Origin of the sequence: Cytobacillus sp. FSL R7-0696, assembly GCF_038006865.1 — a bacterium.
Taxonomy (GTDB): domain Bacteria; phylum Bacillota; class Bacilli; order Bacillales; family Cytobacillaceae; genus Cytobacillus; species Cytobacillus kochii.
In genome coordinates this window covers 2088291-2113872 of record NZ_JBBOWA010000001.1, presented here as the reverse complement: position 1 = coordinate 2113872, position 25582 = coordinate 2088291, and the positions used below count along the sequence as shown (strand labels likewise).

General features: G+C 38.2%; 24 protein-coding genes. 2 read left to right on the top strand and 22 right to left on the bottom strand.

The features are described from left to right. Nucleotides 1-36: 36 nt before the first annotated feature. From MKX29_RS10920 to MKX29_RS10905, 4 genes are all read right to left on the bottom strand, one after another. Nucleotides 37-282: a hypothetical protein gene (locus tag MKX29_RS10920; protein WP_251162297.1), complete on the bottom strand. Its 246-nt coding sequence runs from the start codon at nucleotides 280-282 to the stop codon at nucleotides 37-39. 1155 nt (nucleotides 283-1437) lie between these two features. Beyond that, nucleotides 1438-5367, bottom strand: coding sequence for a S8 family serine peptidase (locus tag MKX29_RS10915; RefSeq protein ID WP_341105469.1), 3930 nt, complete (start codon nucleotides 5365-5367; stop codon nucleotides 1438-1440). A gap of 676 nt (nucleotides 5368-6043) precedes the next feature. Next, a complete protein-coding gene (locus tag MKX29_RS10910) occupies nucleotides 6044-6454 on the bottom strand; it encodes a single-stranded DNA-binding protein (RefSeq protein WP_373370929.1) in 411 nt (136 codons plus the stop codon). 184 nt (nucleotides 6455-6638) lie between these two features. Beyond that, entirely contained in the window at nucleotides 6639-7109 is a 471-nt protein-coding gene (locus MKX29_RS10905) for a DUF7878 domain-containing protein (protein ID WP_341105467.1), read from the bottom strand. A gap of 180 nt (nucleotides 7110-7289) precedes the next feature. Between MKX29_RS10905 and MKX29_RS10900 the strand changes: the two genes are divergently transcribed. After that, nucleotides 7290-7721: a YwpF-like family protein gene (locus tag MKX29_RS10900; protein WP_095371620.1), complete on the top strand. Its 432-nt coding sequence runs from the start codon at nucleotides 7290-7292 to the stop codon at nucleotides 7719-7721. Between the two features lie 129 nt (nucleotides 7722-7850). Here MKX29_RS10900 and MKX29_RS10895 read toward each other — a convergent pair whose 3' ends face one another. From MKX29_RS10895 to spoIIID, 7 genes are all read right to left on the bottom strand, one after another. Next, nucleotides 7851-8126 (bottom strand): hypothetical protein, encoded by a 276-nt coding sequence (locus MKX29_RS10895; protein WP_224936739.1) that lies wholly within the window; start codon nucleotides 8124-8126, stop codon nucleotides 7851-7853. A 182-nt stretch (nucleotides 8127-8308) separates the two neighbouring features. After that, entirely contained in the window at nucleotides 8309-8731 is a 423-nt protein-coding gene (gene fabZ, locus MKX29_RS10890) for a 3-hydroxyacyl-ACP dehydratase FabZ (protein ID WP_095371618.1), read from the bottom strand. A 147-nt stretch (nucleotides 8732-8878) separates the two neighbouring features. Continuing rightward, nucleotides 8879-9160 (bottom strand): DNA-directed RNA polymerase subunit beta, encoded by a 282-nt coding sequence (locus tag MKX29_RS10885; RefSeq protein ID WP_095371617.1) that lies wholly within the window; start codon nucleotides 9158-9160, stop codon nucleotides 8879-8881. A gap of 14 nt (nucleotides 9161-9174) precedes the next feature. Further along, nucleotides 9175-10011, bottom strand: coding sequence for a flagellar hook-basal body protein (locus tag MKX29_RS10880; protein ID WP_224936740.1), 837 nt, complete (start codon nucleotides 10009-10011; stop codon nucleotides 9175-9177). A gap of 29 nt (nucleotides 10012-10040) precedes the next feature. Next, nucleotides 10041-10856 carry a flagellar hook-basal body protein gene (locus MKX29_RS10875; RefSeq protein WP_224936741.1) on the bottom strand — a complete coding sequence of 272 codons (816 nt, stop codon included), beginning with the start codon at nucleotides 10854-10856 and terminating at the stop codon, nucleotides 10041-10043. A gap of 146 nt (nucleotides 10857-11002) precedes the next feature. Continuing rightward, nucleotides 11003-12004, bottom strand: coding sequence for a rod shape-determining protein (locus MKX29_RS10870; protein WP_224936742.1), 1002 nt, complete (start codon nucleotides 12002-12004; stop codon nucleotides 11003-11005). A gap of 436 nt (nucleotides 12005-12440) precedes the next feature. Further along, nucleotides 12441-12713 carry a sporulation transcriptional regulator SpoIIID gene (gene spoIIID / locus MKX29_RS10865; RefSeq protein ID WP_095371613.1) on the bottom strand — a complete coding sequence of 91 codons (273 nt, stop codon included), beginning with the start codon at nucleotides 12711-12713 and terminating at the stop codon, nucleotides 12441-12443. A gap of 652 nt (nucleotides 12714-13365) precedes the next feature. Here spoIIID and MKX29_RS10860 point away from each other — a divergent pair. After that, nucleotides 13366-14022, top strand: a complete 657-nt coding sequence (locus MKX29_RS10860) for a LysM peptidoglycan-binding domain-containing protein (RefSeq protein ID WP_263624189.1) — start codon at nucleotides 13366-13368, stop codon at nucleotides 14020-14022. 79 nt (nucleotides 14023-14101) lie between these two features. Here MKX29_RS10860 and MKX29_RS10855 read toward each other — a convergent pair whose 3' ends face one another. From MKX29_RS10855 to nuoI, 11 genes are all read right to left on the bottom strand, one after another. Next, on the bottom strand, nucleotides 14102-14968 hold the full coding sequence (locus MKX29_RS10855; RefSeq protein ID WP_224936743.1) for a M23 family metallopeptidase: 867 nt from the start codon (nucleotides 14966-14968) through the stop codon (nucleotides 14102-14104). 201 nt (nucleotides 14969-15169) lie between these two features. Further along, nucleotides 15170-16201: a stage II sporulation protein D gene (gene spoIID / locus MKX29_RS10850; RefSeq protein WP_281203266.1), complete on the bottom strand. Its 1032-nt coding sequence runs from the start codon at nucleotides 16199-16201 to the stop codon at nucleotides 15170-15172. A 462-nt stretch (nucleotides 16202-16663) separates the two neighbouring features. Beyond that, entirely contained in the window at nucleotides 16664-17980 is a 1317-nt protein-coding gene (gene murA, locus MKX29_RS10845) for a UDP-N-acetylglucosamine 1-carboxyvinyltransferase (RefSeq protein WP_095371609.1), read from the bottom strand. A gap of 33 nt (nucleotides 17981-18013) precedes the next feature. After that, entirely contained in the window at nucleotides 18014-18763 is a 750-nt protein-coding gene (locus MKX29_RS10840; protein ID WP_224936745.1) for a YwmB family TATA-box binding protein, read from the bottom strand. A gap of 220 nt (nucleotides 18764-18983) precedes the next feature. After that, complete coding sequence (locus tag MKX29_RS10835) at nucleotides 18984-19220, bottom strand: DUF1146 family protein (protein WP_224936937.1); 237 nt, start codon at nucleotides 19218-19220, stop codon at nucleotides 18984-18986. A 209-nt stretch (nucleotides 19221-19429) separates the two neighbouring features. Next, nucleotides 19430-20929, bottom strand: coding sequence for an NADH-quinone oxidoreductase subunit NuoN (nuoN, locus tag MKX29_RS10830; protein ID WP_341105462.1), 1500 nt, complete (start codon nucleotides 20927-20929; stop codon nucleotides 19430-19432). Nucleotides 20930-20936: 7 nt separating this feature from the next. Further along, nucleotides 20937-22430 (bottom strand): complex I subunit 4 family protein, encoded by a 1494-nt coding sequence (locus tag MKX29_RS10825; RefSeq protein WP_341105460.1) that lies wholly within the window; start codon nucleotides 22428-22430, stop codon nucleotides 20937-20939. Then, nucleotides 22430-24295 carry an NADH-quinone oxidoreductase subunit L gene (gene nuoL / locus MKX29_RS10820; RefSeq protein WP_289434862.1) on the bottom strand — a complete coding sequence of 622 codons (1866 nt, stop codon included), beginning with the start codon at nucleotides 24293-24295 and terminating at the stop codon, nucleotides 22430-22432. The genes MKX29_RS10825 and nuoL overlap by 1 nt, the downstream gene beginning before the upstream one ends. A 48-nt stretch (nucleotides 24296-24343) precedes the next feature. Continuing rightward, the gene (gene nuoK / locus MKX29_RS10815; protein WP_095371603.1) at nucleotides 24344-24658 is read right to left on the bottom strand and encodes an NADH-quinone oxidoreductase subunit NuoK; all 315 of its coding nucleotides are present in this window, start codon (nucleotides 24656-24658) and stop codon (nucleotides 24344-24346) included. Further along, nucleotides 24651-25166: an NADH-quinone oxidoreductase subunit J gene (locus tag MKX29_RS10810; protein WP_341105456.1), complete on the bottom strand. Its 516-nt coding sequence runs from the start codon at nucleotides 25164-25166 to the stop codon at nucleotides 24651-24653. Before MKX29_RS10810 ends, nuoK begins: the two co-directional genes overlap by 8 nt. Beyond that, complete coding sequence (gene nuoI, locus MKX29_RS10805) at nucleotides 25163-25582, bottom strand: NADH-quinone oxidoreductase subunit NuoI (protein ID WP_224936750.1); 420 nt, start codon at nucleotides 25580-25582, stop codon at nucleotides 25163-25165. The genes MKX29_RS10810 and nuoI overlap by 4 nt, the downstream gene beginning before the upstream one ends.

The following is a 25582-nucleotide window of genomic DNA, read 5'->3' as shown; positions in this document are numbered from 1 at the left end:
TTGAGAAAGCTGCCTTATTCGGGCAGCTTCTTCTTTTTAAGCCTTTAATTCCTGCTTATCTTTCTTATGATTACTTAAGAAGATAACCGCTTCGTTACACATAAATAGCGTTTGCTTCAATAACGGATCATTGATGGGAGTAATTCGTTGGATGGATGTGTGTTGTTGGAAGGAAACACGGTGGAAATCTTTAGAGGTTGGATTTGAGATTAATTGGAGGGCATCGTAAAAACTAATCGGACATAGAACTTCTTTTCTTTGGTAGACAAGAGGTTTATTCATGACTTCACCTCCTCTTTATAGGTATTTATGACCATTTCGACAAAGTTTGCTGAATATCCTTTTGGAAAATGGTTGTTTTTACTTTTTTTTAATTAGATGGCTGTTCGGATGGCCGTTCGGATGGCCGTTCGGATGGCCGTTCGGATGGCCGTTCGCAAATGTGATGACATGTCTGTATGGGTTGTGTTACGCTCTCATTTTGTTTTTGCTTCTGAGGGACTTGTAAACCTATTTGCTAGGCGCTCATCTCTGGGTTTTCTTCTGAGGGACTCACAAATCTTATTTGCTACGCGCTCATTTTCATTTTTCCTTCTGAGGGACTCACAAACACTATTTGCTACGCGCTCATCTCTGGGTTTCCTTCTGAGGGACTCACAAACACTATTTGCTACGCGCTCATCTCTGGGTTTCCTTCTGAGGGACTCACAAACTCTATTTGCTAGGCGCTCATCTCTGGGTTTTCTTCTGAGGGACTCACAAATCTTATTTGCTACGCGCTCATCTCTGGGTTTCCTTCTGAGGGACTCACAAACTCTATTTGCTACGCGCTTATCACTAGTTTCCCTTCTGAGGGACTCACAAACTCTATTTGCTACGCGCTCATCTCTGGGTTTCCTTCTGAGGGACTCACAAACTCTATTTGCTACGCGCTCATCTCTGGGTTTCCTTCTGAGGGACTCACAAACTCTATTTGCTACGCGCTTATCACTAGTTTCCCTTCTGAGGGACTCTCAAACACTATTTGCTACGCGCTCATTTCTAGTTTCCCTTCTGAGGGACTCACAAACTCTATTTGCTACGCGCTCATCTCTGGGTTTCCTTCTGAGGGACTCACAAACTCTATTTGCTACGCGCTCATCTTTAGTTTTCCTTCTGAATGACTCTCAAACACTATTTGCTACGCGCTTATCTCTAGTTTTCCTTCTGAATGACTCTCAAACACTATTTGCTACGCGCTCATCTCTAGTTTCCCTTCTGAATGACTCACAAAACACTATTTGCTACGCGCTCATCTCTAGTTTCCCTTCTGAGGGACTTGCTAACCCCACTGGCCCTTACTTTCATTTAACTACTGAATACCCCTTCACCCATTTCTAGTCTTTTCTATACGCAAATAAATAAGAGCCTAGCAATCTGCTAGACTCTTACGCTCATTTAGAATCCTATTTTACCACCAATCACAGGTTTTCCTGGTGCAATTGGATTTGTTGGTAGTGGATTCGGTGCTTTAATGCCACCTCCGCTACCTGGTAGTGTTGGTTTCACAACATTTCCAGGCTTTTCTGGAGAAATCGGGAATTGGTTGTTTGGTGTGTCTCCATTAGGTGCTTCTTCCCCTTCACCTAATTTGTATAATTCAACTGTTTGTACCGTTTTGTTGCCTGCAATGTCAGTTGCCTCGAACGTAAATTCATTCGCTCCGTCTTGTAATTCAAGCTCAATATCTGCCACAACATGTTCAAAGCTTCTCATTTCATAAGGTTCTTGGAATTCTTTGAAATAAATCTCATCGCCATCTAAATAAAGACGAATTTGATCAAAGTTATCGGCTACTCTTACATCCACAACTGGATTTTCGGCATCATGTTCAATATATTCACTTTCAGGTAATCCAAGTACCTCAACCTCTGGTGCGGTTGCATCTACTAAAACTGTTCGTTTGAACTGGGCCACATTCCCTGCTGCATCGACTGCCTTAATGGCAAAGGAAGGTGCACCGTCTTCAGAATGAAGAATTGTATCAAAAGTATATTGTTTCTTCTCTTGATCATAAGTCAGTTCTACTTCCTCACCTGCAATAGAAAATTCACTAATCTCAGATTCATCAGTAATGGTACCAGTAAATTGAATATCATTTGTATTCACTGTGCTTAAAGCTTCAGGAGTCGTTAAACGAACAGTTGGTGCCTTTTGATCGGCAGGTTTCACTTCTAGCTCCTTCGTTGTTACATTGCCCGCATAGTCAAATGCTTGTACGGTTACAGTCGAACCAACCTCTAATGGTTCTGAGAATGTATATTCCTTTGTATCCCCTGCAAGCGGTGTCTCTAATACAGACTCACCATCTACTAAAATATCAAGATAAGATACGCCAGAACCTTTTTCATGATCCGATGCATTAATCGTTAACTTTTTATTTCCCTCAGTCACTTTGAATGCCAATTCTGGTGCCACTGTATCAATGATAACCGGAATTTTTACTGACTGCCATTCAGCATCAGGGAAGTCAATGACAGATTTAATTTCAAAATAATACTTACCATCTGCAGCAAGTTTATTTTTGACTTTTCCATCCCATTTCCATGCTGAGTTAATTTTGTAATAACTACCTTGACCAGCGTCATAATAGTCTTTTCTCAGATCATTGTCTGTTCTCAGCTTGCGCAATTGCTTACCATCTTCATCTAATACATTAAATACCACTTGATGGGCATTTCTCAAGAATGATAGGGCAGGAATGATGGCATCTTGCACACCATCTCCGTTTGGAGAAATTGCTACTTTATCTGCTTTATACGCATCAGCTATAGGGTCATAACCAAGATAATAGTAACTGTCGCCAGATTCATAAACAGCACCACCCATACCATAGAAGGATGATTCATCATACTTTAATCCATCTAATATTGGGGATTGATCCCATTCACCTTTGAATCCTACATATGGTACAGAAAGTTCTGGGTGAGTATCTGCTGAATCAGTTAATGTCACATACCCCTCTACAAAATAACCGTTCGGAAATACTTCATCAACATCAACTGGTGTTGTCCAATTACCCGTTTGGCTCGGTTCAACTACTTGTGCATCACTTACATCTGCTTGAACGGTAAACGTAACTGTTTCTCCTGCAGGAACAGTTATTTCAGCCGATTCTTGATTATCAACAGTAACCTCAACATTTAATAATTCTTGTGCTTCAATTTCATTTGGATTCCAACCTAATTCTCCATATGCAGCAAAATCCGTTTGGATATTTGCAGCTGCGTCATAAGTGACGTCTTCATCACTAAAGTTTTCTGCTTGCAATGTGAACTCAAAAGTATCCCCAACTTCTTTTAAGGCCACCTTTGCCTCATCCGTTTCTACCTCTGTTACAACGACTGGTGTAGAAAGAGCGGAGTGCAATTGCATGATGCCCGACCCTTGTCTACGGGGGGAATAAGGAACATCCCACTCAAGTGACTCATTAACAAGGCCTTGATCATCGATTGGTTGAGAGGTGTTCATCATAATATTTTTCGCTGTATATACACGATCATAACCTGTTAAACCAAAGTCAGCATCTACTCTTTGTAGAACGAGTGCTGCACCACCAGACACATGTGGAGCTGCCATGGATGTACCACTCATCATGCCGTATTGGCCATTTTCTAATGTCGAGTAAATTTGCCCACCAGGCGCCGTAATTTCAGGCTTAAAGTCTAAGTTCGGTGTCACTCCCCAAGAAGTGAAGGCACTCATCTTGCCTGCTTCAGGGTTTGGTGCTGTTGTTTTTTCACCAGTAAAAGTAAATGTTACTTCTTCTCCAGCACGAAGCGCTTCAACAATTGGATCACCATTTACTTTTGGCATAAATAATTGTGGAATTGTAATAGCTGGATCTGTCTGCATATTGACGAAACCATCTGTATTATTATAGATAATTACGCCAACAGCACCTGCCGCTTGTGCATTTACCGCCTTATCAACGAATGACAATTCTCCACGTTGAATCATTGCATATTTTCCTGCAACGTCTGTTAATTGCTCAGGGTAACCAAGTCCTCCATCTGCAACATCGAACGTTTTTGTGTCGACATCGTTAGGGTGCTTGTCACCAGCTGAAAGAAATGGAGCATCCACCTCTTCGCCATTTATATTCACCTTAATGGCATCGAGATCCATAAATGAATTCTCAGAAGATGCCACTTGTAATGAATCTGTGTATACTCCTGGTGAACCAACTACACCAAAGTCAGGATTTTCTGGCGTTGGGTTGGCAAAGCCATTTCCAAAATGAGCAGAGTTACCAGCTGAAATAGACATCAGGACGCCATTATCAACTGCTCGCTCAATCGCTTTATATTCAGCAGATTCTGGCGAAACAAACCCTGCTGTTGATCCAAGACTCATATTTAATACGTCCGCTCCTAAAATAATCGCATCATCAATGGCTTTTACATAGATATCTCCATATGTAGAACCGAATTCAGGATCGTTACCAAATACTTTCAAACCGAGAATTTGCGCTTCCGGTGCAATACCTTTAATTCCACCATCTTCTTCATCCCCATTTGCGCCTACTGTCCCTGATACGTGCATACCATGCATACTTGCTCCTTCAGCCACATCACCGATTACTTCGTCTTCATCCATATAATTGTAAGCATATGGAACTTTTTCAGTATAATAGCTTCCCGGTAGCTCGTTATCTGCTTTTATTCTATTAACCTTAGATTCTGTTAAATCGACTTCCGTCTCATCTGATAAAATCATATCTTGATGATCTGGATCAATACCTGTATCAATAACCCCGACAACCATACCGTTACCTTTGTAACCATATTCTCTCCAAGCCTCTTGAGCTTGTACCAATTCTTTACTGTAAACCATGTCAGGTTTTTCCTCTGGGCGTTCATATTCATTCACTATTTCAACAGAGGATACATTTTTTACTTCTTTAATTTTCTCAATATCCCCATACATTACATCTGCACTAAATCCATTCACAACTGTTGTGAAACTTTCATGTTCGACGAGCTTTACTTTGTTGTCTTTAACTTTTTGCTTCACCGCTTTTTGTTCTGCTAGTTTCTCGTTTGTCAGTTTCTTCTTAGTTGCTGCGGGTAGTTCTTTAAATGTTTTTTTTGTTTTCTGTGCGTATGCAATGGTCGGCTCACTATCCATTTCGACAATTACACGAACAATATCAGACTTCTTATATTGTTCCTCTGCATCCGTTTTTTCTATTTTTTGTAGATTGAGCTGATTTTCTTTCCCTTTAGTATTTTCTACCTTCTTCTCAGGTACTGCCGCTGACACTGATCCAGAGAAAATAAGTAAAAAGGCCATTAATACGACAAGAATCCTGCTTTTTTTCAACATTCAACTCCCCCTCTGTAAATAAAATTCAGAATTTTTTGTTTCTCTATTAAATTAACATAAGGAAAAATTTAGTTTTAGAGTACTAAAGTACCAATTTATGCTAATTTGCCTAGTAAAATATAATTATTTTATAATTCGAAATATTTTTTATTAATGAACCATTCACATATACCCACTTTTTCCTCTCTCAAAATAAAAACAAACGGGAAATCATAAATGGTATAGAGGAGAAATGTAACTATAACAAGCGCACTTTTTTTCAGCATAAAAAGGTAAAGAAAACGAAAATGATATATTGTCATGGTTCTATACTGCTAAGTCTTTTATAGCACCCTTTTGCTACAATGACTTAGCCTTCCTATTTAAGTGTAGATTTCTCCATTCTCCACTTGCTTTCTTATTTTGTTGAACTTCATCTTACTTTTAAATATCCTATAAACGACGCTATTTTTTTGTCATCCTAATACTTACAAGAAAAAAACAGTGCGATAGGCACTGCTTCAAGTTGGGGATATGATGAGGATGTTCATTGATTCTTTCTAATAGAGGGTAATAAGGGGATATAAGTAAATTGAGGTTCCTTTAAGCTCTTTTTCTTCCTCTATCATACGATTCTTTCAATATACATTCTAATTGTGCCAGTCTACTCTCCATCTCACTCATTCGATAGTTTGCATTACCAAGCATTTTGATAAGACTCTCTATGAGTGTTTCCATCACTTTTTGTTCTTGAGTCATCTGGATTCATCTCCTCTCTTTGTTGTTTTTCTTTCTTTCGATTATCGAGGAAACGCACTTGCTCGACGATCACTTCCATCACATACTTTCTTTTTCCATCCTTTTCATATGATCTTGATTGTAATCTGCCAGCAACACTTATAAGTGACCCTTTCGTACAATACTGAACGAGATTTTCCGCAGATTTATGCCAAAGTGTACATTGAATAAAATCAGTTTCTACCTCTCCATTTTGATTGCGAAATTGACGATTGACCGCAACCGTTATATTTGCCACTGACCTTCCATCTGATACAAGTCTTAAATCCGGCTCTTTCGTCAACCTTCCAACAATGCCAACTTGATTCATCATCCTCCTCCTTTCTGACACTAGGTTAATATAGCTTGTATCACTTGTAAAAAAACGGAAAAATAATTTTCGTTTACGATAGGCTTTCAAAACTGCGGATAGATGGTCAGAATTTAAATTTTTCCATAAAAATAGGCCAAAAAATTAACTTTTGCAATAAAGGTAAGATAAATTTCGACAAATTTCAACATTCTTCTCTATAAGGAATATGAGGCATAAATGAACTTATTTTAATATCAAAATAACGTTCTATATCGTTTTTTAAATTTCCTTCTAATAAGCTTAGCTCGTTTACAAGATATTGGTGGGCAAAAACATGATAAATCTCAGCTTCTGGCCAGCTAGTGTTCAATCGTGCTAACTGATGAAAAGGAATCATTTCTAAAATAGCTCCTTCATCATACTCAATTGAAAAATAATAAAATGCCGCTTGTTGATTTTTCAACCATTTCTTTTGCCATTTCGCCAATGCTTTATAAAATTCAAAGGCAGGTAAATCTGCTTGGAAATATAATTGATTGTTAATCTTTATTGTAAAAAAAATATTTATCGACAGAATTTTTGCAGTATCACGTTTATCGCTTGCTGTTATTTCATTGGGAGAGCATGTGAAATGGTATGTAAAATGTAAGGTATTGGTCCGATATTTTTCCAACTTTTATCTCCTTCAATCTGTTTTCCTTAAGCATATACTATTTCTTTTTATAAGTGTGAAGGGGACCTAAAAAGGGGTAAATAATCTATAACTTACCTTTTGTAAGATATTTTCGTTTTGTATATCTTCTATGATATAATTTAGACAACTCAGTTAACTTTTGAGAAAGGGAGGGGTCGCATGAAGACATTTAAGCTAGTTTCCATGCAGGTTTGGGATGAGGATGAGTTAGTAGATGTCGAATTGGAGGACGGACTCATTATTAATAAAGAGGATGAGAATAGTCGGTGGCTACTCGAGGCCTTTATTGATAAAAAGCACCTTTCCTTCTTTTCCAATCTCCGCAAAAAAGAAATCGACGTGCCGCTACAAGTAGTAATTACGAAAAAAGATAATGATCCAGCACATTTCATAACTAAAATTGCATCCATTAATGAATTTGAAGAACATATGAGTGTCCTTTTCTTAGGGAGCATTCGTCATAAAAGAAATGAATTCGCAGAGATATTACTTAGTGATCTCGTTTCTAAAGGGTTAAGCGGCGAAAAACTTCTTGCTGAATTTAAAGGACAAATGAAAAGAGCGCAAAGATTGACGAGTAATAAAAAATAAGGAAAAGCTAATATATGCTTTCTCCGAGGATCTCTACCCGATTTTTTGAGATGTACATACTCGAAATATTCGCGTGGATATCTTTAAACTTTTGAGGCTCCGATTGATTAATCGGAACCTCTTTTTTATTTACATATTATCTTTGTTTTCTTCGTCCGCAGGTGCCTCTTCATTTAAATTTTCATCTGTATTATTGTCTTCTTCAAGCATACCATCATCATCATTGTTTAGATCGTCTTGATCATTATTATTAATGTCGTTTCCATCCTCTAATTCTGCTGGCTCTTCAATATTTTCATTATCTTCTGGCGGTGGATCTTGCTCATTGTTGTTTGCTCCACAACCTACAAGCATGGTCGCCGCTAAAGCAGATGCAGACAGTAATTTTAACAATTTTGTATTCATGGGTAAAACTCCCTTCCAATTTCAAAAATTTTTGACCTCTATTGTGGTCTTTTGTTATCGTTCCCGAAAACCTGAACAAAATTTCAAATTGGTTAATTGTAAAATTTTCCGCCTGTTAAGTGCCTTGCAGCGAAAAAAAAGAAGTAATGCCCTATATAAAGTGGGCATTACTTCTTTTGATGTTATTTCAATGCAAACATCATTTCTGTTTCACAAACTAGTTCGCCGTCGACGGTTGCTACACCTTTTCCTTTACCAATCGGGCCCTTCACACGAGTCATTTCGACCTCTAATCGTAACTGATCGCCCGGCTTCACTTGTTTTTTAAATCGACATTTATCAATCCCAGTGAAGAAAGCGAGCTTGCCTTTATTTTCTTCTTTTTTCAGCATTGCCACTCCGCCTACTTGTGCTAATGCTTCAACAATTAAAACACCAGGCATGACGGGGTAATCAGGGAAATGGCCATTAAAGAATTCTTCATTAGCCGTTACATTTTTAATGCCAATAGCTCGTTGACCTTCTTCTACTTCAAGGATTTTATCTACTAATAAAAAGGGATAACGATGAGGAATAATTTCTTTTATTTCATTAATATCAAGCATTTTTAGTACCTCCTACTAATAATAGGTATAATATTAATTATTATTGTACTAAAAAAAAGGCCAAATGCAAAGATAAAACAAGTTCATTTTCAAATTCTTCAAATAAGACAAAACAAAAAGGAGGCATATCAATGCGCTCCCCATTCTTCAGTTCTCTTTATTAACCAAATCAATCATATGCATCCACGTTTCTTTTTTAAAGATATCTGTTGCCTGGCCATCACCAAGCACACTATATCCAAACGCTGCACCCGCGATGATACAAATGGCAAGTAAAACTAGCACAATAATAATTCGTAGCCAGATCGGTATAAGTCGCACTCTAATTCGGTTCACTGTGGTTTTATCTTCACGTGTAGTAGTTGAATTATGTTGCGCTTTTTGTTTAGTTATTCTTGTTGACGAATCTTGCTCGTTATTAAGTGACATCGTTTTCTTCCCCTTTAACGAATTCCATTAATGAGGCCCATCATTTGATCAGCCATCGTTATTGAACGTGATTGAAATTGGTATGAACGTTGTGTGTTCATTAGGTCGGTCATTTCCTTTGAAAGGTCGACATTTGATTGTTCTAGGACACCTTGTGACAGTGAAATATCGCCACTAAACTGCCCAGCTAAATCAGTATAAATATCAATGCCATCCATTTCAGCCTCTGCAGGCAAGCTTAACATATTTTCACCGATTTGTGTTAAATATTGTGGTTTATGGACGACCGTAATCCCAAGATTTACCGTTTGAGTGCCTCCATTAGCAGTCTGAGCTTGGAGTCTGCCTTGCTCCAATAATGTAAACTGGTTTACATCTGACGAAAAAGTAATGGGTTCATTATTCTGTCCTAAAACGGCATCACCATTCCCAGTTACGAGCATCACTTCATTATTCCCTGACGGCGTAAGATGGAAAGAACCGTCTCTTGTATAACGGATTTCAGCACCGTTTTCGGTTTGTTGAAGAATGCGGAAGTATTGACCTTCTCCTGTTAAAGCGAAGTCTAATGCCCGATCAGTTGATTTTAGACTGCCTTGTGTGCTCACTAGCTTAGCTTGGGCAAGTTTAGCCCCTACACCTTGTCTAACACCTTCTGGAGTCATTCTCTGTACGCCCATTAGTTCTTCAGCAGGTTGATTATTAAATTGTTGAACGAGAAGTTCACCAAAAGACGCTTCTCTTCTTTTAAAACCTGTAGTATCGACATTCGCCATATTATTGGCATGTATATCCATTTGCTTTTGTAATTGTGATAAGGTGTTTGTTGCTGTAATCATTACACGGTTCATTTCATCGCCTCCTTATAACTTCCTAGTTGTTATCCAAGACGGCCAACTTCGTTTACTGCTTTCTCCATACTGCGGTCGTATGCTTGTAACACTTTTTGGTTGGCTTCAAACGTACGATAGCTTGCCATCATATCTGTCATCGTTCTTGAGGTATCAACATTGGAACGTTCTAAGAAACCTTGTTGGATACGAAAGGCAACATTACCGTAACCATTTTGCAAAGCAGTATTATCTTCCGTAGCGAAGAGCCCATCTCCTTGTTTTAGAAGATTTTCTGTTGTTTCCGCATAAGCTACGCCAATGCGTGTGGTATTTCCAGCTGCATCTGTTAAATACCCTTCATCATTAACGGTAAATGATTCACTACCCGGTTGGATTCTGTTCCCGTTTTGATCTAAAACGTATAGACCACTTGCTGAAGTCAAATATCCTTGGCTATCTAATGTGAAATTACCATTGCGTGTATATTTTGTATTGCCATCTTCACCAGCAACAGTAAAAAACAATGCACTACCGTCCGGAAGATTACCATTTTCAAGCGATAAGTCTGTAGCCAGACCTGTTTCATTTAAATCACCCTGGGTATATAAAGGCATAGCTTCTTGTAAATATACACCTGTACTAATACTTCCAACTGTTTCGTTAACTGGTATACGAAACCCGTTTTCTGTAGGGATATTTTGACTATCTATTCTTTGCAGTAACATATCAGAGAAACTGCTAATTGCTGTTTGATCTGCTTTAAAACCAGGTGTATTTGCATTGGCCATATTATTAGCTAACATTTCCGTTCTTCTTTGCTGCGTTAACATACCTGATGCTGCAGTGTAAAACCCTCTAAACATATCGGTCACTCCCGTATATTATCGTCTCCCTTTTATATCGGAAAGGGTGCATAATTAATTAGCATTATTTACTTAGAGGTAAATGCATTGCTCTTCAACGAAAAGGCTGGCCTATAGAAGATCATTAGGTCAGCCTTACTCATTTGTTAACTTAATTTTTTTCGTGGTAAACGATCAATGTTATCAAGCATAATTCCAGTTCCAACTGCGACACAGTCCATCGGATTTTCAGCAATGAGAACAGGTACTTTTAATTCTTCAGCAAGAAGCATATCGATACCATGAAGCAATGCTCCTCCACCAGTCAGAATAACGCCACGATCAATAATATCTGCTGATAGTTCAGGTGGTGTTCGTTCTAAAACACTTTTTGCAGCTTGGACAATCACGTCTACAGGCTCTTTTAAAGCTTGTTCGATTTCTTTTGAGTGAACAGTAATTGTGCGAGGTAATCCAGAAACCATATCACGACCACGAATTTCCATGCTCTCATTTCTAGAGTCAGGGAATACCGTTGCAATAGAAGTTTTAATATCTTCAGCCGTACGCTCACCAATTAAAAGCTTATATTCCTTTTTAACGTATTGGAGAATTTCATTGTCAAATTTATCACCGGCCATTTTAATTGAAGAAGATGTAACAATATCACCCATAGATAGAACAGCCACATCCGTTGTTCCTCCACCAATATCTACGACCATATTACCACTTGGTTGGAAAATATCCATTCCCGCACCAATTGCGGCAACTTTCGGTTCTTCTTCAAGATAGACTTTCTTACCGCCACTTTTTTCTGCTGCTTCTTTAATCGCCTTTTGCTCAACGCTCGTTACATTGGTAGGGCAACAAATAAGAATACGCGGTTTAGATAGAAAACCCTTCACATTTAATTTGTTAATAAAGTGCTTAAGCATCGCTTCCGTTACATCAAAGTCAGCAATTACACCATCTTTTAGCGGGCGAATAGCAATAATATTTCCAGGCGTTCTCCCCACCATACGGCGTGCTTCTTCACCGACAGCTAGTACTCTATTCGTGTTTTTATCAATGGCTACAACAGAAGGTTCATTTAAAACGATCCCTCTTCCTTTTACGTGTATCAGTACATTTGCCGTACCTAAGTCAATTCCAATATCTCTTGCAAACATTGTTCCTAACTTCCTCCTCGCAACTAATCTTCTTCTCATTTTTTACAGTTCAAATGGCTTAATAGGCAAGTAAAATGCCTTTTGTGTTTTTTGCTTATGTAAGCAATCTATCATTGATTTTTCGTTTCCGCACGAATATTTCCCCATACAAAAGCCTTTCTCAAGCAACCTGAGAAAAGAGTTATTTTATGTATATTCTAGGGCTTCCACGTTAACAAAAGCACATATCAAGTTCATTATATCCTAGTTAATTATTTTAGCACATCTCTAGGAGAATAAATAACTATTTGTCAAAATATATTGTGACTTTTTAAGGAGAAATTGTTGAAATGGTTGATTCTTGGGATAAAAGCTGCGGGAACACTTTGAAGTAATAAAGGAGTAAGGTTAAACAGGCAGATGGTTGTACCTTACCTCCCTCTGCCCGCTTCATACATTATTTGATGGGTTCTTCTTCAAGCTCTTCTTTCTTATACTTTAACTTTGTTGCTTCTCCCCCTCGCAAATGACGAATGGACTTATGATAATCTAATATTTCTTTTACTTCATTAGCAAGGTCAGGATTTATTTCAGGCAATCTTTCTGTAAGATCTTTATGGACTGTACTTTTGGATACGCCAAACTCCTTCGCAATTACGCGAACCGTTTTTCTCGTCTCCACGATATACTTTCCAATCTTGATGGTTCTCTCTTTGATGTAATCGTGCACACTACTCGCCCTCCCTAAATTGGATGTGAGAAGTGTGAAATGAGACTCGTTTTTACTTTGTCTTATAGTGTGTGTTTTACTAGTTGTTAAAAGAGTAGCAGGTAAACCTGCCGAGCAGTAGCTAAACATATCCTAGAGATTATACAGCTGTTACTAAACAAACGACCCCTCACCTCAAACATTCTCTTTGTAAGGTTTGTAACAGTTTATTAGCTTGGATTAAAATATATGCACAAAAAACACAAGTAGGACAAGTAACGGTATGTTTTTTTCATTTTAAGCAATCTTTTTTAAGAAGACATTCTCTATATAACATGATTGTTATTTAATACCTGCGACTTATGACTTACAAAAGGGTTGTTAGACCTGATCATAAATACTTATTTTTCGACAAGTTTCGCAAACCCTTTTTCTTACGCTATATTACAAATTAGAATTTTTAGTTCTAATCACTCAATTAAATGTATTTCAGTAACCAACGAAAAGTGATAAAAGTCTATACATAAAAACCAAATACCCAATTCTTTATAATGAACAAGAGATTCTTTATTCCTATTGTTGTTTAATCCATCCCTGACTTACACTAAAATTCGAGCCAATAGATAAAACATGGTTATATAACAATTATTTTCCAATTGAAGGGTGATTTATTTTGACAGTGTTAAAGCCACGGAAAGAGAGAATCTTTGAAGCGAGACAAAGAAGGATGAAATTAAGAAGAATGAAATTAACAGGCATCTTGGCTGCTACAGTCATTATCCTTGCTGTCATTTTCAGCTTGAATGAGCAATCATCAGAAGCCGCTACTTATAAAGTTCAAAAAAATGACACACTCTATCGTATTGCCAAAAAACATAATCTTTCTGTCGAAGAATTAAAGATACATAACCAACTTGTAGACAATTATATTACTGTAGGGCAATCGCTAGACATTCCATATCCTACAAATTATCAAGGTTTATCAGGTGAACCATTTATACATATTGTCGCTCCTGGGGAAACATTATGGAGAATTGCCGGTAGATACGGATTAAGCGTTGAAGAATTAAAAGCTCTCAACAACCTTAAGGATAATCATATTTACGCTTTTCAACCATTAACCATCATTGATGAAATGTATACATCGCAAGCTAAACTTATTGGGGCTGCAGATGATCGTGTGCTCGAATTCCAAGACGATGAAGAGTTTTTCACTTTACTGGCACCTCTACAGTCTGCTTCTAGACTTCAAGCATTTACTGGACAAGATTTATTCATTACATATAAGAGAAATTCATTACTATCAATACATTCTACTCAAACTCCATAAGAAATAAAAAGGGAAATATTCACGAATGAATATTTCCCGAGAAATGTCGAAACTTTTCCATTTTTGTCTCAACATTTATTTATGATTCTTGTGTATCTGAAGAAGCATCAGCGTCTGTTTCATCTTCATTGCTTGCACCATCATCTTCTGATTGGCCTTCATCACTTGGCGCAGCATCTGATTCATCATCAGCACTTTCCGTTGAACCTTCTTGGGCTGCATCTTCAGCAGGTGTACTCTCTTCAGCTATTTCAGCTTTTTCCAATTGACTTAACGTTTTACCAACAAACTCCTCTGGGTTTACAGCTACACCATCTTTACGGATTTCAAAGTGTACGTGCTCTCCAGCTTCTTGGTTAATTTGGCTTTGACCAGATTGAGCAATTGTATCTCCTTGCTCCACTACACTACCTTCTTTTACTTTCATATCAGTAATGGATTGGTAGCGTGTCACAATTCCTTCAGCATGCTGAATTTCAACGACATTTCCTAGTGTTGCATCTTCCTCCACCTTAGTCACTGTTCCACTTAATGCTGCACGAACTTCAAATGTTTTCCCATCTTCCATAACAATGTCAATACCTGCATTTGGTTGGTATGTGTTATTGTAGAATACCAAAGCTTCTTCTTGAGCCGCTTCCTCACCATGTACATCATAGAATTTAGTTTGGATTACTGCTCCGTCCGCTTTTTCTACCGGTAGCACAAAGTTCTCCATTGCATTATTCACTTCAACTGCATCCTCATTACCTTTGCCAGTAAGATCTGTCTCACCGTAATCGAATCCATCTGTGTCTGAAGCATTTTCATTGCTGTTTTGGAACCATAGAACACCACTAAGTATGAGTGCTGCACTCGCGATGTAAATTGCTGGATAAGCCCAACGTTTCTTCATAAACTTTTTAAAACTAGAATCTTGAGAAGTCTTTTTTTCTTCCTCTCTCATTTTTCATCACCTCTGGCATCAGTTTGAACAGATTCCAGAAGATATATACATCATCTAAATATTTTTTTGGATTTATTTTTTACTAACTCGATTTTTATATACATGTTTTATCAAAATAATTATATTCTGAATACTGAAGTACCAATAGGTCTATATTCAAACAGAAAACAAACAGCTCCGATTGAAGCTGTTTGTTTAAACTTACTTTTGTGCAGTTAATTTTGCCACCATCGTATCAGATTCACTAATTTCGATTCCTTTATAGTAATAAGAAACAATTTCTTTATATGATTTACCTTCTTTCGCCATACCGTTTGCACCATACTGACTCATGCCAACCCCATGTCCATACCCTTTTGTTTGTATATTAATCTGATCACCATTTCTCTTCAGGGTAAAGTCAGTTGATTGCAACCCTAATTTCATTCTAACATCTGTTCCTTTAATCATGGTTCCATTAATATCTACTTTCCCTATTCGATTACCATCTGTTTTCTCAACAATTTTAGCAACAGTTTGACCCGAAGGTACTTTCACATTTAACTTTTTTTCAAATTCGGATACAGGGATAGAGATTTGATCAGCAAATTTTGGTGTATCAATGTCCCAGGGGCTTTTGACACTTTTTAAATACGGCGTGGCATTCGCCCAAACATTTTCTGCATTTTCCGTATAGCCATTACTTGTTGAGAAGAACGCTGCTGTTATAGGATTACCATCATAGGTAAGAATTTGCCCACTTGTTTCTTGAACTGCTTGCGTAATTTTCTCGATTTTCCAATCATAATCCGACTTCCATATTTTCTTGAGCTCTTCTTTGTTTTTAAAAACTTGATCATCAGTGGAATCAGTAATCATGGCACCATCTGGTAATGAGCCCTCATCTGCCAGTAGATGCTGCATGGTATACGTTCGCGCTGCTAGTGCTTGTGCCTTCAACGCCTCTAACTCAAACTCAGCAGGCATCTCAGAAGCAACAACCCCAATAAGATAGTCTTCAAAAGCAAATGTCTCCACTTTTTTGGCATCGGTGCGATAAACTGCCACATCAACTGCAGGTTCCATCGAGGTGAAAGGCGTTGCCTCCTCCTTCTTCTTCTCCGCAGTCACAGCCTCCCGATTCTCTTGCTTCTCATCATTTCCGAAAGGAAGAACTACTAGTAAGGCTGGAATAATTAATACAAGTGTAAAGAGTACTGCTGATAGTACGATGAATGGTTTGAATTTTGTCATATGCTAGCCTCCATCAAGATTCACGTCTCATTCAATCATATGGTCGAAATAGAGCCATTATGACAAAATCCCACTATTGAATTTCTCTAGTAAAGTAGCTATTTCGTATGTAATGGTAGAGATAGAGAACCAAGAGAAAATGGAGTGAGGGCTTTTTGCGAGAGGTAAATGTTCACCTTCACTATGGTAATGAATAGTTTTGAGTCCACAACCAAATCATAGATAGAGTCCTACAACACTTAAAAAAAATTTGTGGATGAACTTCTGTCTTTTTTCGCCCACACAATTGATGGTTTTGTGAACTCTATTTGTGCGCATTTCCTGTTTGCCACACATCTCATCAGTTTTATACACTCTGTGCGCCCACACATTACTTATCTCACATATATGTACATCTGCATTTTCATCCTTAGCCCAAAAAAAAACCACTAATCTTTAAAAAGATGAGTGGTTCAGCCATTTTTAGGCATTCAAATCAGTAATGATGGTTTGTTCAGTTGTAGACATATCTTCGTCTGCTTCAGTCACACGTTCAATGTCTGCACCTAAGCTCGCTAGTTTCTTATGGAAATCGACATAGCCACGGTCAAGATGTTTTAATTCTGTTACACGTGTTATGCCGTCTGCTACAAGTCCTGTTAAGATGAGAGCAGCTGCAGCACGTAAATCGGTTGCGGCAACTTCTGCACCTTGTAGGTTGGATGGTCCTTCCATAATAACAGAGCGACCTTCGATTTTCACATCTGCATTCATGCGACGGAATTCTTCCACATGCATGAAGCGGTTTTCAAATACAGTCTCCGTAATAACACTTGTGCCTTTGGCATGAAGCAATAGTGCCATCATTTGAGATTGCATATCTGTTGGAAAACCTGGGTGAGGCATCGTTTTGATATCTACAGCTTTAAGCTCTGACGGGCCGATGACGCGAACGCCTTCTTCCTCTTCGATAAACTGAACGCCCATTTCTTCCATTTTTGCAATTAAAGATGTCGCATGTTCTGGTACAGCACCTTTGACAAGAACATCGCCGCCTGTAATGGCTGCTGCTACCATAAATGTACCTGCTTCAATTCGGTCTGGAATAATATGATGCTCAGCACCAAATAATACATCCACACCTTCAATACGAATCGTTCCTGTTCCAGCACCACGAACTTTTGCACCCATTTTATTAAGGAAGTTCGCAAGGTCCACAATTTCTGGCTCTTTTGCTACATTTTCTAGAATCGTTGTACCCTTTGCTAATGTAGCGGCCATCATAATATTTTCTGTTGCGCCTACGCTAGGAAAATCAAGATATATTTTTGCACCATGCAGTTTTCCTTCTGGAGCTTCTGCTTCAATAAAACCGTTGCCAACCTTAACTGTTGCACCCATTGCTTCAAAACCCTTTAAATGTTGATCTATCGGGCGTGAACCAATCGCACAACCGCCTGGCAATGCTACTCTTGCTCTTCCATTTCTCGCTAATAGTGAACCCATGACTAAAACAGATGCACGCATTTTTCGAACATATTCAAATGGTGCTTCTACTTTTAACTCTCTAGATGCATCAACAGTTACTGTATTGTTATCAAACCCCACTTCGGCGTTTAAAAAACGTAATACTTCATTAATTGTATATACATCGGAGAGAGTTGGGACATCACGAATTACGCTTTTTCCATCACTTGCTAACAATGTTGCAGCGATTACCGGTAAAACAGCATTTTTTGCGCCTTCTACTTTGACTGTGCCACTTAACCGATTTCCGCCGCGGACGATGATTTTTTCCAAAGTGTATTCCCCTCCGCGTCCATTTTCTCTATATTAATATTCAATCGTTATGATGGGTGTGCCGATAACAATAGTTGTCTTAGCGCCCAACCCTTCTTTTCTTAAGCCAATTTGTAAATTCATATCTTTGCCATCCGTTGTAACAGACTCTTTGAACATAGGTGAATATGCCGATGTCGAAATAAATTGCTCTTCTTCTAACGCTTCTATTTCTTTCGCATTAAATGTGGACAATAATCCGTTCATTTGTTCAAGCATAGACTCCCTCATATTACCATCATAATGACCAATGATACAAGAGAAAATATTGGGTTTTTTAGTAAAAATGTCAGACATCTGACTTTTCATATAGTTCCCCATATTTTCCTGGATACTGCCTTTGTAGCCAGCACCTTTCGCCTCATAAATGACATACGTTTGTACATTGTTTTTTGTGTCGGTTGAAAGTATTTTTATCGTTTCAGTCAGATCATTTTTTTTAAGCGTCCCGATGACTTCATATCTTTCTTGAGATTCCTTTTGGACAGACCATTTCCAGTCTGTAAAACTCTTTTTCATCTCTTTAGTATATGCTTTTACTTCTGCAAAGGTTTGTAATGTTTCCAAGTTTTCCCTTGCATGAACTGACCATTCTTGAATTAAAATATTCTCGTCCTGTACAGTTTGAGCGATTTGTATTAGTGAAAGCTCTTCTACAGATGCTGCATCCGAATGATTGCCGAAAATAATCCAAACTAACCCGACAATTCCCATTATAGAAAATATAAATGAATACTTCTTCATTTAAACTCCCTCCCTTACTACCATTGTTACCAAAGGAGAGATCCGCATACTTGGGAATTATCGTCACATTTTGACATCCACTAGTTGAGTGAAGATTAAGTCAGTTTATATGTATAGTTTTAAGAAAATTTATAGCAACATCATGCATTGTACTCAAACTTTGAGCAAATGAAAACATGTACGAAGACCTATATTTCAGGTCTATTTTTTGACAAATGGATTATTGCAAAATAAATGGAAGTTGTTGAGACCAAAGAAGATAATCAAGCACAAAGTTACCGACAATCGATCCAAGTGCGATCGATAACAATACATATAATACCCTTGCTTGAAAAACATGGTTCGCCTTGATCCACGTATCAATTTTAATCGCTTGCAAAGCATACCAAGCTACAGCAATAAATATTAAATGTACAATAATACTAACCAATGCCTGTTGGCCAAATCCAGAGATCACATGACCCACTCCTTCAATCAAAAACTACACCATTTATTTTAACTCAAATCACCTTCAGAAAGATAGCACACACCCTCTTAACAATTGACGTTTTTGTTTCACTTTTCGTTTCACCTAAATTTATTTTTCCATAATTTACTTTACTTTAAGCCCTTTGCTTTCCATAAATTAAAAAGAAGAAGGAGCTCTCCCTTCTTCTATACCCGTTTCTACTGTAAGAAATCATAAAATGATAAAAAATTTTGATGGAGGAAATCATAAGCTAATTGTGGAAAAACGCCAAGTAGTATTGTCATCATCACGCAAATACTTATGATAACGCCATTCAACTTCTTCCCACTCATTTGAAAAGTATGATTCGCTTCTCGGAAAAAGGCGTAAACAATCAACTTAAAATAATATATATAAGATATCACCGTAGTGGCGATTAGAATAACAGCTAATAGATAATGCGTTGGTTCTGTGCTTAATGCGCCTAGAAAAATATTCAGTTTGCCAATAAACCCTGATGTTCCAGGTATTCCCGCTAACCCTAGCATAGTAAGTGCGAGTGCAACAGCTAAAAGGGGAGCGCGTTTGGAAAGCCCAGACAATTGCTTTAACTCTTCAATATTCATTAATTGTAATAAGGAAAAAACAGCGATTGTCATAAATAAATAGGCGGTTAAATAAAACCAAATCGTCTCTACCATAAAGGCTGAGAAAGCTGTTACCGCAACTAATAAATATCCCGCATGCGCAATGCTTGAATAAGCAAGCATCCGCTTAATCTTCGTTTGCCTTAGAGCCACTAAATTCCCCCATATCATCGTCACGGCAGCAAGAACGGCTAAAAAGTTCTGCAGCGCCATTAATAAAGAAGAATTGTTACTCACATCCGGAATATGATAAAAAACCGTGATGAACATTCGAATGATTAAAATAAACCCTGCTGCTTTTGAAATAATACTCAAAAAAGCGGTAACTGGTATCGGCGCTCCTTCATAAACATCTGGTGTCCACATATGAAAAGGTGCTGCAGCGATTTTAAATGATAAACCAACTAAAATCATTAGAAAAGCTAGTGCTAATAAAAATAGATGTTGAGTATTCGTTAACTCTTGAAGCCTACCAGTCATTTCTAAAATATTGGTTGTCCCAGCAATACCATATAAATAACTCATGCCGAACAAGGTAATAGCTGTGGCAATTCCTCCATTAATGACATATTTCATTGCTGACTCGTTTGAAGGGAGATGCTTCTTTCTTATTCCTACTAATATATAGGATGATAAGGTCATTAGCTCTAAACCTACAAAAAGAGTAATTAAATCCGCACTGGAGGACATAATCATCGCACCAAGTAATGCCACTAAAAATAAATAGAAAAACTCTCCCCTGAACTCCGTTAATTTTTCTTTCGGTTCATAAGAAATAGCTAACAACAACACAAAGCCTGCTGCAACTAATAACACTAATTTAAAAGCAATCGCAAAGGAATCTAATCGGAAGGTGTCATAAAGGATCGCAAAAGGTGTGTCCCCTATGAGTGTAAGTAAAAAGATTAAAGCTGCAATGATACTTCCTACACCAAGCCAACCGAGCCATTTCCGATGAAACGATCTCGGTAGAAATAAATCTAGGAGGGATAGTAGAGTAGCTGTACCAAGAATAATAAATTCTGGCACCATCGCATGCCAACTAAATGATAATAATGTATCAAGATCCATTTTTATTTCACCCCCCTAATCCAATGATGATTGATTTTAAAGTTGAACTGATAATATCCGGATAAACACCAATACCAACAATACACAAAAGCAAAATAATTGCTGGCCAAATCTCTAATGGCGTCATATCTCTTACCCTTTTCGCCTTCTCTTGTTGGCCAAAAGTAATCCCTAGCACTGCTCGTAATATATATACAGCCGTCAATATAATGCCTAAACATGCGATTACTGCAAGCACTGGCCATTCTTGGAATAGACCTAGGAACACGAGAAATTCCGCGACAAACCCTGACATACCGGGTAAACCTAATGAGGCGAGACCTGCTACTAACAAAAAACCTGAAGCAATTGGCATTGTTTTCGCTAGCCCATTTAAATCATCCATGGAACTAGATTGATATCTTTCATAAAAGATGCCGATAAGATAGAAGAATAAGGCGGCAATTAACCCATGTGAGACCACTTGGAACATCGCTCCTTGTATCCCCGCTTCATTTAATGCAGCCAATCCGATAAGCACGATACCCATATGCGAAATCGATGAGTAAGCTAAAATTTTTCTCAGTTCTTTTTGGGATAATGCTAAAAATGCACCATAAAGCAAGTTGATTACACCGAGTATCCCCAGCCATAAAGTGAGCGATTGAAACTGGTTAGGAAAGAAACCTAAACCAAAATGGATGAGACCATAGGCGCCAATTTTCAATAGTACACCTGCATGAAGCATGACAATTGCTGCTGGCGCTTCAGAATGAACCTTAACCATCCAGCTGTGAAACGGCCAAATAGGAAGCTTAATCCCAAAGGCAATGAATAACGCAAGCAACAAGCCCGTTTTCACTTTTGGCGAAAAAACCGTTCCATCATCCGCACTTAAAATAGACATTAAAGCCTCGATATTCGCTGTACCTGTTTTGGCAAACAATACCATGATGACAACTAAAAGGATTGCTGACCCAATCCCGTTATAAATGAGCAAAGAGAAGGCTGTTCGTTCTTTTTCATATAGCCCCCATTTACCTATTAAAAAGAAGGTTGCCACTAATGTCACTTCAAAAAAGATAAAGAATAAAACTAAGTTCTCAGCAGCAAACACCCCGAGCATGCCAACTTCTAATAATAGAAATAGCATGTAATATCCTTTCCACCCTGCTTTGATCTGAAATGAAGCAAAAGCGGCTAACGTAGAGAGTAAGGCAGTTAATAACAATAGAGTAAGAGAAAAACCGTCTACTCCTAATTCATAATCAATACTGTATAATTTGCCAAAGACTTCGGGATTACCAAATTGCATCCAACTTAATTTCCCGGAATAACTAACTAATTCTACACCCATCTTAGATGAGATAATTAAGTAGATTGATAGAAAAAGAGAAGGAAGGGTACTAAGTATAGCGACTGTTTTAATCGTTTTCTCCTTCGTTTTTGCAACCAGTGTTAATAATAAGAGACCGAGAAGGGGCGCAAATACAATAATGCTCAATATAAACGGAAATCCCACTATAAGCCACCTCCTGTCAATGCAAACACTACAATCAGAATGGCTAACCCAACAAAAGCAACCGTCCCATACAATTGAGTCTGCCCATTTTGGAACTTTGAACCAAGCATGCTCAACTGTCTAATTGTGATGGTTACGAGAGAAATGAGACCTTCAATCAAATAAACCTCCACGAAATGTAGTACTTGACTTACGAAGCGGCTACCTTTAACAAAGATATACTGATACACTTCATCGATATAATATTTATTCACTACCAGCTGATACGTATAAGGAGCTCTTGATGTAAACCAATCTCGGGAAATAACTTTCTTACTATACATTAACCAAGCAAGCAAGATACCTAAGAATGCTACAACCGTGGCTACAATCATCACCCAAAGCGGACCATCAAGATGACCATGTACATTTGCAGCTATGCCCGTTGTTAACCAATCTCCTAAAAATGTTCCGAACCAAGGGGTTTGTATATAACCAGCAACAATCGCTAACAAAGCAAGAACCAGCATGGGAACAGTCATCCAATTGGATGATTCTTTTACCATTGAATGCTCTTTCTTTTCTTCTCCACCAAATACTAAGAAAAATAGGCGGAACATGTAAAATGCAGTGAAGAAAGCAGCAACGATTGCAAGTGTGAATAATAAGTAATGACCACTCACCCAGGCAGACACTAATATTTCTTCTTTACTAAAAAACCCTGATAATAAAGGTACTCCACTAATCGCCATTGTCCCGATTAGAAAGAATGGCGCAGTCCATTTCATCTTCTTCCATAAGCCACCCATTTTCTCAATATCTTGGGTATGAACAGCATGGATGACACTACCAGCAGCTAAAAACAATAGTGCCTTAAAAAAGGCGTGTGTTGTTAAATGGAAAACACCTGCCACGTAACCTCCCACCCCTAATGCAAGCATCATATAACCTAGCTGACTTACAGTAGAATACGCTAATGCTCTTTTAATATCTTTTTGGGTCATCCCAATCGTTGCAGCAAAAATGGCGGTAAAACCACCCACAATAGCTATGGTAAGCATGGCCACCTCACTATAGGCGAATAACGGATAAAGCGCTGCTACAAGGTAAACACCAGCTGCTACCATTGTGGCAGCATGGATTAATGCCGATACAGGCGTAGGTCCTTCCATCGCATCAGGTAACCACGAATGCAACGGGAACTGACCAGACTTCCCAACGGCTCCGATAAAGATAAGAATAGCTGTTAAGGTAGCCATCGTTTCTGATAGATCACCCGCTGAGATAGAAGCAAAAATCTCATCATACTCAAAGCTCCCTACTTGCCAAAAGAGAAGAATCATACCAATGAGAAGGCCGACATCACCAATTCTCGTCATGATAAATGCTTTCTTGGCAGCTACTTTTGCCTCTTCTTTATAAAAATAAAAACCGATTAATAGAAATGACCCAACGCCCACAAGCTCCCAGAATATATATGTTTGTAATAGATTGGGAGAAAGAACAAGTCCAAGCATCGCAAAGGTGAATAGTCCTAAGTAGGAGAAAAATACTGTTATGCGCTCATCTCCCTCCATGTATGCCTTTGAATACATATGTACGAGGAAGCTAACGAGCGAAACAATGACAAGCATTAGGGCATTTAATTGATTGACCTCAAAGCCTGCAGTCAATTGAGTCTCCCCTATGGTTAGCCATATGAACTCTACCTTTACATTTTCCTGTGTGAAACGCGCAAATAAAACCAGTAAGGCACATATAAAACTAACCAAGGAAAGAATTACTGCGAAATCAATTTGCCCTCTCCGCCACTTCCTTCCAAAAATAAGTAGCACTAAGAAGGAGAAAAGCGGAAAAAGCGGTATGATCCATGCAATCTCCATCATTTCTTCATGTCCCCTTTTATTCATACGAATGACGTATGTTCATTCAAGCTAATTTTTCAAAGAGTTGTAATCATCTACATTGACGGATTTACGGTTTCGATAGATAGCAATGAGGATAGCGAGCCCAACTGCCGCTTCAGCCGCAGCAACTGCAATGGCAAAAAGGGCAAATATTTGACCATCTATTGAAGGCATCATGCCATACTTACTAAAAGCAACGAGGTTAATATTAACCGCATTTAACATTAATTCAATGGCAATAAGTACAATGACAGTATTCTTCTTCGTTAATGCCCCGTATAATCCGATACAAAAGAGGATAATGGCTAGTGTTAAATAGGCAGATAACGGCACACTACTCACGTTCTTCCCCCTCCTCATCATCCCGTTTCGCTAACACTATCGCACCAATAAGAGCGACGAGTAAAATAACCGAAGTTAATTCAAAAGGAATAATATATTTCGAATAAAGGGCAATCCCTATTTGCTCTGTATTATTTTCATGCAATGAAGTGGATGGTTCCCCAAGTTCAAGTTGGTATATACCTAAGTAGAAGACGAGCCCGAACCCAAGGATGGCAAGAAAGGTGAGAAATTTTCTAAAGCCTCCTCCACTCGTCTCGCTCTTGTCATTATGACGCGTTAACATAATGCCAAAAAGCATCATAATTGTGATTGCACCTGAATAGATGAGGATTTGAACTACTGCAATAAATTCTGCAGAAAGCATGACGTAAATGCCAGCAATACTAATGAAAGTAAAGACGAGAGCGACGACCATATGAACAACCTTCGTTAAGTTGATCATCATGATCCCACCGCCTATAGCGATGAGTGATAAAACAATAAATATGAAAAACTCGCCGCTCATGCCTTATTCTCCTTTCGTAATTGGGTATCATTTTCATCCAACCACACAAGATCTTTAAATAATTCATCACGGCTATATTCTGCGAGTTCAAACTGATTTGTCATAATGATTGCCTCAGTAGGACAAACTTCCGTACATAAATCACATAGAATACAAATTTCGAAATTTATATCATACGTATCAATAATTTTCCCCCGCTTACTTGAATCGGGATGCTTTTTCCCCGTGAGTGTAATGCAATCTGTCGGACATATATTGGCACATTGATTACAGACGATGCATTTTTCTGGGTAAAATTTTTGAATTCCCCTAAAGCGATCGGGAAGTGGTAAGGGTTCATTAGGATAATCATAGGTTAGTTTCTTGCGCGTCATATTTTTCAACGTGTATTTCAATCCTTTTGCTAATCCAAACAT